Origin of the sequence: Polynucleobacter sp. MG-5-Ahmo-C2 (assembly GCF_018687735.1) — a bacterium.
Classification (GTDB): Bacteria; Pseudomonadota; Gammaproteobacteria; order Burkholderiales; family Burkholderiaceae; genus Polynucleobacter.
In genome coordinates this window covers 1-11,628 of record NZ_CP061304.1, presented here as the reverse complement: position 1 = coordinate 11,628, position 11,628 = coordinate 1, and the positions used below count along the sequence as shown (strand labels likewise).

Genomic DNA, 11,628 nt, shown 5'->3' with positions numbered 1-11,628 from the left:
AAAAATCTAGGAAAATAAGTGGTATTTTATAAGTGACTGATTTAATTCAAGAAATAAGCATTCCATGCAGACTTCAGAATCAGCAAACTCACAATTACCAGGAAAGCCTTTCTAACAAAAGCACTGCCATGCTGAATTGCCAATCGGCTGCCAAACTGGCTTCCGGCAATATTAGCAACCATCATGGCGATACCCAGAGGCCAATTAATTTGGCCTAGACTAGCCAACATCAGAATGGCAGCAAAATTTGTAGCCACATTTACCAGTTTTGTTGCGGCAGAGGCGTGCAAAAAATCAAATGAAAAAAATCTGACAAACCCAAAAAGTAAAAAGCTTCCAGTGCCCGGCCCAAAGAAACCATCATAAAAACCAATCGTTAGCCCAAGAAGCGCAGCCTTAAGTTGTTGAAAACGATTTTCACCCTTGGGCGCATGCTCTTCACCAAGCGATGGTTGAAACCAGGTGTAGATTAGAAGAAAAAGGAGAACAAAGGGGAGGGCTTTACGTAAAGGCTCTGCGGGAAAAGTGCTCACAGCATTGGCGCCCAAAAGAGATCCAATAAACCCCGCCACTATTGCAGGCAACACAACTGCCCAAGGCAAAGAAACATGGCGCAAGTATCTGCGTGCAGCATTTAAAGTTCCGCCCACAGCAGAAACTTTATTGGTTGATAGCAGTGTTGCGGGGGGAGCATCCGGGTAAGCGGCAAATAAGGCTGGAACCTGAATCAACCCACCGCCGCCAGCAACTGCATCCACGAGTCCAGCAAAAAAAGCCATCGCCAAAAGCAATGGCCAAATCAAAATTGAAAATTCGATGAGCGTCTCTTTTAGTTAAATGAGTGCGGCGTCTTCGCCGCACTAAAACCAAATAATAAAAGGAAAAACAAAAACTCAGTTTTTGTTTTTAAACTGCGCGGTAATTTCCCCAACGACACCACGACGGAATGCCAAAACACAAATCACAAAAATGAAGCCGGTTGCAATCGTGCTCCAAGATCCAATATTTGCTAAGTAGTTTTGTAGGCCCACCACAATGCCTGCGCCAACCACCGGGCCAAGAATGGTTCCCATACCACCAAGCAAAGTCATCAACACGACTTCGCCAGACATGTGCCAATGAACATCGGTCAATGTTGCCAGTTGAAATACTAAAGACTTCATGGAGCCAGCCAAACCAGAGAGAGCGGCTGAAATTACAAACGACATTAACTTAAAGCGATCGACGTCGTAACCCAAAGAAATGGCACGCGGCTCATTCTCACGAATGGCTTTCAAAACCTGGCCAAACGGGGAGTTGACAGCACGCATGATGAGCGCAAAACCGAACAAGAAAATCGCCAACACAAAATAGTACATAGCAACATCGTCTTTTAAGTCGATGAGACCAAACAACACTCCCCGCGGCACACCCTGAATACCATCTTCCCCACCAGTGTAAGGAAGTTGTACCGCCAAAAAGTAGACCATTTGGGAGAGAGCCAATGTGACCATTGCAAAGTAAATACCCTGACGACGAATGGCTAGGGATCCAATCATTAATCCTAGTGCACCAGAGCCAATTACGCCCAAAATGATTCCGAGCTCGGGAGAAAATCCAGCCTCCTTACAAAGATAGGCCGTGATATAGGCGGAGGTTCCAAAAAAAGCTGCGTGACCAAAGGAGAGTAGCCCGGTAAACCCAAGCAATAGATTGAAGGTACAAGCAAAGAGGGCGAAACACAAAACCTTCATTGCAAAGACTAAATAAATGAAGTCCTGAAATGGCAACAACATAGCAATTAAAAATAAGATGCTAAAGAGGGGTTTTGTTTTTGGATTCATGATTATTTTTCTCGCCCAAAAAGTCCCGCCGGGCGAATCAACAGAACAATTGCCATGATCACAAAAATCACAACGCCAGAAGCCTCTGGGTAGAACACTTTTGTTAGGCCTTCAATCAAACCCAGCCCTAGGCCAGTCAAAATGGCGCCCATAATTGAACCCATTCCACCAATCACCACCACTGCAAAAACTACGATGATGAGGTTCGAACCCATTAATGGGTTTACTTGAAAAATTGGTGCGGCCAATACACCAGCAAAACCCGCAAGCCCAACGCCATACGCGTAAGCCAAAGAAATCATCAAGGGGACGTTAATGCCAAACGCTTGGAGTAATTTTGGATTTTCTGTCCCCGCTCGCAAATAGGCGCCCAACTTTGTTCTCTCAATAACATACCAAGTAGAGAAGCAAACCACCAAAGAAATAAACACTACCCAAACACGATACTTGGGCAAAATAATACCAATGGCGTCTAATGGAATGGCGCCTTGCAAGAGCTCTGGAGCCGGGTAGCTCTCACCAGAAATTCCATACCAATGACGAAACATGCCCTCAATAATCAAAGCAAGGCCAAAGGTCAGTAGCAGACCATATAAATGATCGAGGTGATACAAGCGGCGCAACATAGTGCGCTCCAGAATCAAACCGAATCCCCCCAAGACTAAGGGCACAACAATTAGAGCAAACCAATAGTTAATCGACAGCTCAGAAAAACCAAGCCACTGACTGATTTGCGTCAAACCAATCCAAGCAATAAAGGCACCCATGGTGTACTGAGCACCATGTGCAAAATTAATGATGTTGAGAAGGCCAAAAATAATAGCCAAACCCAAGCTCAATATGGCATAAAACGAACCATTAATAAGCCCCACCAAGAGCTGGGCTACCAGCCCTTGGGGGGTAATTCCGAGAAGTTCAAACATGCTTAAGAGGTGAATTACTTGTTAGTAAGCAACTTGCATCGTGACAATGAAAGTGGTTGTGTTGCCTCGGCAGCAGGAATCACTGCACGCACGTTGTAGTAATCCCATGGACTTGTAGACTCAGAAGGTTTTTTCACTTCGAGCAAATACATATCATGCTCAAACTTACCATCAGCACGAATCTTGCCCTTAAAGAGGCCATCATCAATGTTGGTGGACTTGAGCGCCTTCATCACAGCCTGAGTATCGTCAGTGCCCGCCTTCTGAACCGCATTTAAGTAAGCAAGAACTGAGGAATAAACGCCTGCCTGAACGCTAGTAGGCATACGCTTATGTTGCAAAATGAAGCGCTTAGAAAAGGCGCGAGTTTTGTCATCTTTATCCCAATAGAAGCCTTCTGTGAGGTACATACCCTGGGCAGAGTTGAGGCCTAAAGAGTGAACGTCAGAAATAAACATTAACAAAGGGACAACGGTTTGTTTTTTATTAATGCCAAACTCGGAGGCTTGTTTAACGCTATTAATGGTGTCTTGACCAGCGTTCGCAAGAGCAACAACGTCTGCACCACTAGCCTGAGCCTTTAAGAGGTACGAAGAAAAGTCACTGTTCGGAAACGGGTGCTTGCTGGTTCCCAAAACCTTGCCGCCGTTAGCTGTAACAACGTTGGTTGAATCCTTCTCCAAGGCTGCGCCAAAAGCATAGTCAGCAGTAAGAAAGTACCAATTCTTTTTCCCCTGCTTTACAACCGCCTTGGCTGTGCCATTTGAAAGTGCATAAGTGTCATAGGTCCAATGCACGTTATTGGCAGTACATTTTTCATTGGTAATTGGCAAAGAGGCTGCTCCAGACACCAATGTAATTTTGTTCTTTTGCTCCGCCACTTCCATTACAGCCAAAGCAACATTGGTTGAAACCAACTCAACAATCACATCAACACCATCTTTGTCGTACCACTCGCGCGCCTTGTTGGCGGCAATGTCAGCTTTGTTCTGGTGGTCGGCACTAATCAACTCAATCTTTTTACCAATGACTGTGCCGTCTTTAGAAAAATCGGCGATTGCCATTTTTGCTGCAATGACTGCGCCTGGGCCGGCCAAATCAGAATAAGTTGAAGAAAGGTCGGTCAATACACCAATCTTGACAACATCACCACTTACTTTGGATCCGCTTTGTGCAAAAACTGGGTTTGAACCAAACATGGTTGCCGCAACCAGGCATGCGGTTATTTGCTTTAACTTCATTTTTATCTCCTATAGATAAGTACTAAACACCAAGATACTCATTCAATAAACTTGCTTTTGCCGCAAGCTCGCTTTGCTGCACAACCTGAACCACGTTTCCATGCTCAACCACATAATGACGATCAGCCAAGGGGGCAGCGAAACGAAAGTTTTGCTCAACCAACACAATCGTGAATCCCTTGTTGCGCAAACTAGTAACAACCTCGCCTAGTTTCTGCACAATCACGGGTGCCAAACCCTCCGTGATTTCATCAAGCAATAATAATTTGGCGCCCGTTCTTAAAATACGAGCCATTGCCAGCATTTGTTGTTCGCCACCAGACAGCCTTGTTCCAGGGCTGTTTCGTCTTTCGTAAAGATTTGGGAACATTTCATAAATCTCATCCAAACCCATTCCGCCCGAAGCAATTTCTGGTAGCAACAAAAGATTCTCTTCTGCGCTTAAGCTTGCAAAAATACCCCTTTCTTCCGGACAAAAACCAACGCCCAAACGAGCAATTTTGTAGGTTGGCATGTAGATGGTCTCTGTGCCATAAATCTCCACAGAACCAGACCTTTTGCTAGTTAAACCCAAAATAGTTTTAAGAATAGTGCTGCGGCCTGCGCCATTTCTACCAAGAAGCGTAACCACCTCTCCATCACGCACAGCAAAATTCACGCCATGCAGAATGTGTGATTCCCCATACCAAGACTCTAGGTTTTTAACCTCTAAGGCTGTGGTGCTCATATCGCATCGCCCCCGTGGCTGCCCATATAAGCCTCCACCACCAATGGGTTGTTTGAAACCTCGTGATAGGAGCCTTCAGCCAAAACCGAACCTCGCTGTAATACGGTAATTCGATCGGCTATAGAAGAAACCACCTTCATGTTGTGCTCAACCATGAGGATGGTGCGACCTTTGGCAACGCGATCAATTAACTCTGTTACACGCTCGACATCCTCGTGCCCCATACCCTGTGTTGGCTCATCCAACAACATCAACTCTGGCTCCATAGCCAAGGTGGTGGCAATCTCCAGCGCTCTTTTACGACCATAGGCCAAATTTAAAGTTTCTTCATTGGCAAAGCCCTCCAAACCAACTTCATGCAAAAGCTCTAAAGCGCGCTCATTCAGAACGTTTAAAGAATCGCTTGATTTCCAAAAATGGAATTCTATTCCCAATCCTCGCTGCAGTGCAACACGAACATTTTCAAGCACGGTCAAGTGTGGAAAAACGGCGGAAATCTGAAAGGAGCGAATAATGCCGCGTCGTGCAATCTGCGCCGGGGCCTCGCGCGTAATGTCAATTCCATTAAATAAAATTTGGCCGCTACTAGGCTCTAGGAATTTTGTTAATAAGTTAAAGCAGGTTGTTTTTCCAGCCCCATTTGGGCCAATTAAAGCGTGAATGGTGCCCCTAGTCACATCTAGGTTTACAGCACTCACCGCTGTAAATCCTTTAAAGGATTTACCAAGATCAATTGTTTTTAATATTGTTTCTTGCAATCTCATGCCCTCTACCCCTCACTGGGGCAAGACATTGAGGATAACTCAAGATAGTTAGGCTTTATATAGCAATAACCCTAAAACCCATAGTCCTTCATGCCTAAGGGTTTTGTTTGATTTTTATAAACTTTTGGATTGCAACTCGGGCCAACTCATCTAGAACGTCAACCGGCACGCGTTGTGAGCCCTGAACAATCATGAGTGCGTAGGGTTTTGCAAGGGCGGAGGCCTCAGGGCAAAGACGCAACTCTTCGCCCTCTGCTGGAGATTGACTGCGCCAATAATTAATTGCAGCCTCAAGCTCTTGAATGCTTATATACAACATGGAGTTGTGATGACTTACTTCTCTTGAATAGCCAACATTGTGCCGCGACACTTTTTAGCACCGCAGCGACACTCGTAGTCTTTTTTCATTTGTTTAGTAACCCGCCCATCAACATCAAGAGAGTAGTCATAAAACAACTCCTCGCCAACCTTCAAGGCACGCTTTGCGTAAATAAAAACGCGTGGCTCTCCGTTATAAATACCCTCTTTTGTTTCGCAACTTGGCTTGCATGAGTGATTGATCCAACGCGCGGCATTTCCGCCATACTTTGCATCAATAACGCGACCATCATCTAAAGAAAAGTAAAACGTATGGTTTGGATCCTTCTTGTCGTGTGGATGGCGCTTGATAGCCAACTTCCAACTAATGCGCTCTCCCTTGTACTCAATAATGGCTTGACCTTTTTTAATTGGCTTAAGCACAAAAACACCTTTACCGTGAATAGGCGAAGATTTAACAACAATAGAGGATCGATCCACCTTGGGGGGTGTTATTTTTTTTGATTTCATATTTAAACGTCTAGGTTGCGAGCAATGAGTGCATTTTTTTCAATAAATGCGCGGCGAGGTTCAACCTCATCCCCCATTAATGTTGTGAATACTTGGTCGGCCGCAATAGCATCCTCAATCTTTACCTGCAACAGGGTGCGTGAGCTAGCGTCCATTGTGGTTTCCCAAAGCTGCGATGGATTCATCTCGCCCAAGCCTTTGTATCGTTGACGACTCAATACACGCTCAGCCTCCGACAACAACCAAGAGAAAGCAGCCCTAAAATCTCCAATCGTTTGCTCTTTCTGATTTTTATCGGGATCGCCACGGCGCACTTTTGAGCCAGGCAAAACTTTTCCAGACAAAACTGCTGCTGCATTTGCGAGGCTTTGATAGTCGTCGCCATGAACAAAATCAGAGTTAATTGAAGACAGCTTGAGGTTGCCATGGATGCGGCGTGATAGCAACAATCTAAAGCGCTCAGTGCGATCCTCTTTTTGAACAATGATTTCTGGCGCTAAAGCCAATGGATTGGTTGATTCAGCCAAAGCTTTTCTTAAACGCTCAGCAGATTCATTGGCAGACTTCTCAGTATCGAGGTTTAGTTGTGTGCCAGAAGCTATTGCCCGCAAGGCGTCTTCGTCGATCGTGCGAGATAAGCGATCAACAATGGATTGAATTACCTGATAGTGTTTGGCCAACTCATTTAACGCCGCGCCCTCAATAATTTCTCCCCCAGGTGTTTGTAGAGAGGCTGTTTCTAGCGCAATCTTTAGCAACAACTGGTTGAGCTCTGCGTCATCTTTAATGTACTGCTCACTTTTTCCAAACTTCACCTTATAAAGCGGTGGTTGTGCGATGTAAATGTGCCCCCGTTCAATAAGCTCTGGCATCTGTCTGTAGAAAAATGTTAATAACAAAGTGCGAATATGGCTACCATCGACGTCCGCATCAGTCATGATGATGATGCGGTGATAGCGCAACTTGTCGGCCTTATATTCCTCAATGCCAATACCCGTACCAAGAACGGTAATTAAAGTAACCACCTCCTGGCTGGCTAACATTTTATCAAAGCGCGCTTTTTCTACGTTCAGAATTTTTCCTTTTAAAGGAAGAATTGCTTGGAAGCGGCGATCGCGCCCCTGTTTCGCAGAACCTCCTGCAGAGTCACCCTCAACAATAAATAGTTCAGATTTTGCTGGGTCTTTTTCTTGGCAATCCGCCAGCTTTCCAGGAAGCCCAAGGCCATCGAGCGCGCCCTTACGCCTTGTCATGTCGCGTGCTTTGCGTGCGGCCTCGCGAGCTCGAGCAGCATCGACAATTTTTCCACAAAGGATTTTTGCATCTGCTGGGCGCTCTTGCAAATACGCACTAAGCGCCTCTGCAACAATCTCTTCCACCGGACCGCGCACCTCACTAGAAACCAGCTTGTCTTTGGTTTGGCTTGAGAATTTTGGCTCTGGGACTTTTACTGATAGCACGCAGGCTAAGCCTTCGCGCATATCGTCTCCAGAAATTTCTACCTTAGCTCTCTTTGCAACCTCGTTTTCATCAATGTATTTATTGATGACACGCGTCATTGCTGCGCGCAGACCCGTTAAATGCGTTCCGCCATCACGCTGAGGAATGTTGTTTGTAAAACAAAGTACTTGTTCACTAAAGCTGTCATTCCACTGCATTGAAACTTCTGCGGTAATCTGCCCACCCAAATCGGACGGGCGAACCCCTTCAGCATAAAAAATGTTTGGATGTAAAACGTTTTTAGTTTGGTTGATATATTCAACAAAACCTTTGACGCCACCAGAGTATGCGAAGTCTTCCTCTTGTCCCGTGCGTTGATCAATTAATTTAATGTGAACGCCATTATTTAAAAATGAAAGTTCGCGAATGCGTTTTACAAGAATTTCATAATGAAACTCCACATTTCCGAAAATGGTTTCATCTGCTAAGAAGTGAACTTCGGTTCCTGAAAGCTCTGTATTCCCCGTAACAGTAATTGGAGAAACTGCAACACCATTCTCTTCTTGAATATTGCGATTCTTAATAACGCCGCGTTCAAACTCCATGTAATGCGCTTTACCGTCTCGACGAATGGTTAACTTCAGCCATTTTGATAGGGCGTTCACACAACTTACCCCCACCCCATGCAAACCACCAGAAACTTTATAGCTATTTTGGTCAAACTTACCGCCGGCATGCAACTCAGTCATTACAATCTCAGCAGCACTCCTTTTTGGCTCATGCTTGTCGTCATACTTAATTCCCGTTGGGACACCGCGCCCATTATCAACAATTGATATGGAGTTATCGGTTTGAATAACAACTGTAATTTCTGAGCAATACCCAGCCAAAGCCTCGTCAATAGAGTTATCTAAAACCTCAAAAACCAAATGATGTAAACCCGTTCCATCGGAGGTGTCTCCAATGTACATACCAGGACGTTTACGAACAGCTTCGAGACCCTCTAAGATTTGAATCGATGCAGCGCCGTACTGCTCTACTACTTTTTTTTCTTCAGTCATTTTTTTCTAAGTTAAATACGCATTGGCATCACAACATACTTAAAGCTCTCTGAGCCAGGCAGAGTAATCACAGCACTACTGTTTGCATCACCTAAACTAATTTGGATTTTCTCGTTCTTTAGGTTGGATAAAACATCTAACAAATAGCTCACATTAAACCCAATTTCTACGGTGTCGCCACCGTATTCAGTCTCAATTTCTTCTTGAGCCTCTTCTTGCTCAGCATTAGTAGATTGAACCGTAATGCGATTGGGTGATAAAGAAAAACGAACACCTTTAAATTTGTCTGTCGTCAAAATAGCGGCGCGTTGCAGAGCTGCCTGCAAAACATCTCGACCAACAACCAATGTGTTTTTGTGTCCTTTTGGAATAACTCTTTGGAAGTCGGGAAATTTTCCTTCGACCAGTTTAGAAATTAACTCAATATCACCAAAAGCAAATTTCACCTGATTTGCTGTAAGACTAATTTCCAACAACTCATCAGAGTCTTCCAAAAGGTGCTGGCACTCCAAAATGGTTTTGCGGGGAATGATAATTTCCTGCCTTTGACCAGAGCCTGATGGCACCTCAGACAATTCAACCTGAGAATATGCGAGGCGATGCCCATCGGTTGCAACTGCCACAACCTCTTTACCCTCGACAACCAACAACATTCCATTGAGGTAATAGCGAATATCTTGTTGAGCCATTGAAAAGTGCACTTGGCTTATTAACTGACGGAAACTTTTTTGTGACATCTTCCATGTAGCAGTTACCTCACCAACGCTTTGCATTACAGGAAACTCAGCCGCAGATAAGGTTTGTAAGGAGAAGCGACTTTTACCGCTTTGCACAACCATGCGATTATCTTTTAAGTTTAAAGAGACGGGGCCCTCCGGAAGTGCGCGCAAGATATCCAGTAGCTTTCTCGCAGCAACCGTGGTTGTTACGTCTTCCGAACCAACCCCAAAATTGGCATTAGTCGTAATTTGAATTTCAATGTCTGTCGAGACGAAAGAAACCTTTTCACCGTTTTTCTTAAACAAGAGGTTTGCCAAAATTGGCAGTGTGTGCCTACGTTCAACAATTCCACTAACAACCTGAAGGGGTTTTAGTAAGTTATCGCGAGAAGTGTTAACGAGTTGCATTGCTTTTAAATCCTTGTATATATCTTAGTAGTAATAGTAATAAGGGCGCTTATTTCTGTGGGTAAGTCATAAACCTTTTGTAAATCAACATCTTGTAAGACAAAAAACCTGTGGAAAACTACTGTATAAGCCTTGTATAAAATGGGGATAGCTTTTTTTCAATACCCTATTTTTGCATGAAGCTGTGTCTTTCCACAATTTATCCACACACAATCCCCAAACTTATCCCTAGGGTTGTCCACACACTTATCCACAGGCAGGGTTTAAGCCTTTAGGGTCTGTTCAATAACATGAATTTCATGGTTTAACTGGCCATCATGAGCTCGCTCATCTGCTATTTTGCGAACCGCATATAAGACGGTTGTGTGGTCTCTACCACCAAAAAGCTCCCCAATTTCAGGAAGACTTTTTTGCGTTAATTCTTTGGCCATGAACATCGCAATTTGGCGCGGTCGCGCAATGTTCGCTGGCCGCTTCTTGGAGTACATATCAGCCACTTTGATGCTATAAAAATCAGCAACCGCCTTTTGAATGTTTTCCACTGAAATTTGGCGGTTTTGTATAGATAGAAGGTCTTTAAGTGCAACCCTAGCAACCTCAATTGTGACCTCGCGGCCATGAAAGCGAACAAAAGCCAAAATCTTCCTTAGGGCACCCTCAAGCTCGCGGACGTTCGAGCGTAGGTGTTTGGCCACAAAGAAGGCCACATCCTCGCTCATTGGTATCCCCTCGCTAATCGCCTTTTTCATTAAGATGGCGACTCGCATTTCCAGTTCCGGCGGCTCAATGGCCACAGTTAGGCCGGAGTCAAAGCGCGAAATGAGGCGGTCATCAATTCCTACCATCTCCTTGGGGTACGTGTCGCTGGTGATAATCACCTGGGCTTTGTTGCTTAAAAGGGCCTCAAAAGCATAAAAAAACTCTTCTTGTGTCCTGGACTTACCACTAAAAAACTGAATATCGTCTATCAGTAAAAGGTCTAGAGAGTGGTAATAGCGCTTAAATCGGTCAAAAGCTTTTTGTTGATATGCGCGCACCACATCGGAGACATACTGCTCCGCGTGTATATAGCGGATGCGGGCATTGGGCTTTTCTTTTAAAAGATGGTTGCCGATCGCGTGGATTAGGTGGGTTTTGCCAAGCCCTACCCCTCCATACAAAAACATTGGGTTATATGAACTGCCGGGGTTGTGTGCAACCTGAATGGATGCCGCTCTAGCAAGTTGATTTGCTTTACCAGTAACAAAGGTTTCAAAGGTCAAGTTGGGGTTTAATTTTGAGTGATCCTCAAGCTCAAACGCACTTTCCTCTAGGGAGGTGGACGCTGGCTCGGGCGCGTTGGTTTGCTGGGGCTCTGGGGCGACACTCTTTAAGGGCGCTGGGGTTGCAGCCAAGGGTGCGCCAGCCTCGATATCGAGGACAAAATTAACATTTATGGGGAGCCCGAAGTACTGCGACGCTAGCTCTTGAAAGCGATCTGCAAACGTTTTCTTAATCCAGTCGAGCTTAAATCGATTTGGAGCGCCAACAGTTAGTGAGTGATCACTCTCGTCAAAAGATACGAGGGTTAGGGGTTGAATCCAGGTTTTAAATTGCTGGGGCGACAGCTCGCGGGAAAGGGCGCTAACGGCACCATCCCAAAAACCCAGGGGGCTAATAGAATTCAAGGCGGGGGGATTTTGTAGGTTGCTCAT

At 45.0% G+C, this 11,628-nt stretch carries 11 protein-coding genes; all 11 read right to left on the bottom strand.

Annotated features, from left to right (window positions below; genetic code table 11):
* Window positions 1–41: 41 nt before the first annotated feature.
* A complete protein-coding gene (locus tag C2740_RS00055; protein WP_215293421.1) occupies window positions 42–779 on the bottom strand; it encodes a TSUP family transporter in 738 nt (245 codons plus the stop codon).
* Window positions 780–893: 114 nt separating this feature from the next.
* Window positions 894–1,823, bottom strand: coding sequence for a branched-chain amino acid ABC transporter permease (locus C2740_RS00050; RefSeq protein WP_215293420.1), 930 nt, complete (start codon window positions 1,821–1,823; stop codon window positions 894–896).
* Window positions 1,824–1,825: 2 nt separating this feature from the next.
* Window positions 1,826–2,746 carry a branched-chain amino acid ABC transporter permease gene (locus tag C2740_RS00045; protein ID WP_215293419.1) on the bottom strand — a complete coding sequence of 307 codons (921 nt, stop codon included), beginning with the start codon at window positions 2,744–2,746 and terminating at the stop codon, window positions 1,826–1,828.
* Between the two features lie 14 nt (window positions 2,747–2,760).
* A complete protein-coding gene (locus tag C2740_RS00040) occupies window positions 2,761–3,987 on the bottom strand; it encodes an ABC transporter substrate-binding protein (protein ID WP_215293418.1) in 1,227 nt (408 codons plus the stop codon).
* Between the two features lie 22 nt (window positions 3,988–4,009).
* Entirely contained in the window at window positions 4,010–4,714 is a 705-nt protein-coding gene (locus C2740_RS00035) for an ABC transporter ATP-binding protein (RefSeq protein WP_215293417.1), read from the bottom strand.
* Window positions 4,711–5,478 (bottom strand): ABC transporter ATP-binding protein, encoded by a 768-nt coding sequence (locus tag C2740_RS00030; protein ID WP_215293416.1) that lies wholly within the window; start codon window positions 5,476–5,478, stop codon window positions 4,711–4,713. The genes C2740_RS00035 and C2740_RS00030 overlap by 4 nt, the downstream gene beginning before the upstream one ends.
* A gap of 94 nt (window positions 5,479–5,572) precedes the next feature.
* Window positions 5,573–5,797, bottom strand: coding sequence for a DUF3717 domain-containing protein (locus C2740_RS00025; protein ID WP_215293415.1), 225 nt, complete (start codon window positions 5,795–5,797; stop codon window positions 5,573–5,575).
* 14 nt (window positions 5,798–5,811) lie between these two features.
* Window positions 5,812–6,306 carry an SET domain-containing protein gene (locus C2740_RS00020; RefSeq protein WP_215293414.1) on the bottom strand — a complete coding sequence of 165 codons (495 nt, stop codon included), beginning with the start codon at window positions 6,304–6,306 and terminating at the stop codon, window positions 5,812–5,814.
* 2 nt (window positions 6,307–6,308) lie between these two features.
* Window positions 6,309–8,807: a DNA topoisomerase (ATP-hydrolyzing) subunit B gene (gene gyrB, locus C2740_RS00015; RefSeq protein WP_215293413.1), complete on the bottom strand. Its 2,499-nt coding sequence runs from the start codon at window positions 8,805–8,807 to the stop codon at window positions 6,309–6,311.
* 11 nt (window positions 8,808–8,818) lie between these two features.
* Window positions 8,819–9,934: a DNA polymerase III subunit beta gene (dnaN, locus tag C2740_RS00010; RefSeq protein WP_215293412.1), complete on the bottom strand. Its 1,116-nt coding sequence runs from the start codon at window positions 9,932–9,934 to the stop codon at window positions 8,819–8,821.
* 263 nt (window positions 9,935–10,197) lie between these two features.
* Complete coding sequence (gene dnaA, locus C2740_RS00005; RefSeq protein WP_251369645.1) at window positions 10,198–11,628, bottom strand: chromosomal replication initiator protein DnaA; 1,431 nt, start codon at window positions 11,626–11,628, stop codon at window positions 10,198–10,200.

What these genes read in the sequence shown, in the direction of transcription:
- C2740_RS00035 (WP_215293417.1), bottom strand. Translation starts at nt 4,714, where the DNA reads ATGAGCACCACAGCCTTAGAGGTTAAAAACCTAGAGTCTTGGTATGGG.
- C2740_RS00040 (WP_215293418.1), bottom strand. Translation starts at nt 3,987, where the DNA reads ATGAAGTTAAAGCAAATAACCGCATGCCTGGTTGCGGCAACCATGTTT.
- C2740_RS00030 (WP_215293416.1), bottom strand. Translation starts at nt 5,478, where the DNA reads ATGAGATTGCAAGAAACAATATTAAAAACAATTGATCTTGGTAAATCC.
- C2740_RS00045 (WP_215293419.1), bottom strand. Translation starts at nt 2,746, where the DNA reads ATGTTTGAACTTCTCGGAATTACCCCCCAAGGGCTGGTAGCCCAGCTC.
- gyrB (WP_215293413.1), bottom strand. Translation starts at nt 8,807, where the DNA reads ATGACTGAAGAAAAAAAAGTAGTAGAGCAGTACGGCGCTGCATCGATT.
- C2740_RS00055 (WP_215293421.1), bottom strand. Translation starts at nt 779, where the DNA reads ATGGCTTTTTTTGCTGGACTCGTGGATGCAGTTGCTGGCGGCGGTGGG.
- C2740_RS00025 (WP_215293415.1), bottom strand. Translation starts at nt 5,797, where the DNA reads ATGTTGTATATAAGCATTCAAGAGCTTGAGGCTGCAATTAATTATTGG.
- C2740_RS00020 (WP_215293414.1), bottom strand. Translation starts at nt 6,306, where the DNA reads ATGAAATCAAAAAAAATAACACCCCCCAAGGTGGATCGATCCTCTATT.
- dnaN (WP_215293412.1), bottom strand. Translation starts at nt 9,934, where the DNA reads ATGCAACTCGTTAACACTTCTCGCGATAACTTACTAAAACCCCTTCAG.
- C2740_RS00050 (WP_215293420.1), bottom strand. Translation starts at nt 1,823, where the DNA reads ATGAATCCAAAAACAAAACCCCTCTTTAGCATCTTATTTTTAATTGCT.
- dnaA (WP_251369645.1), bottom strand. Translation starts at nt 11,628, where the DNA reads ATGAGCAACCTACAAAATCCCCCCGCCTTGAATTCTATTAGCCCCCTG.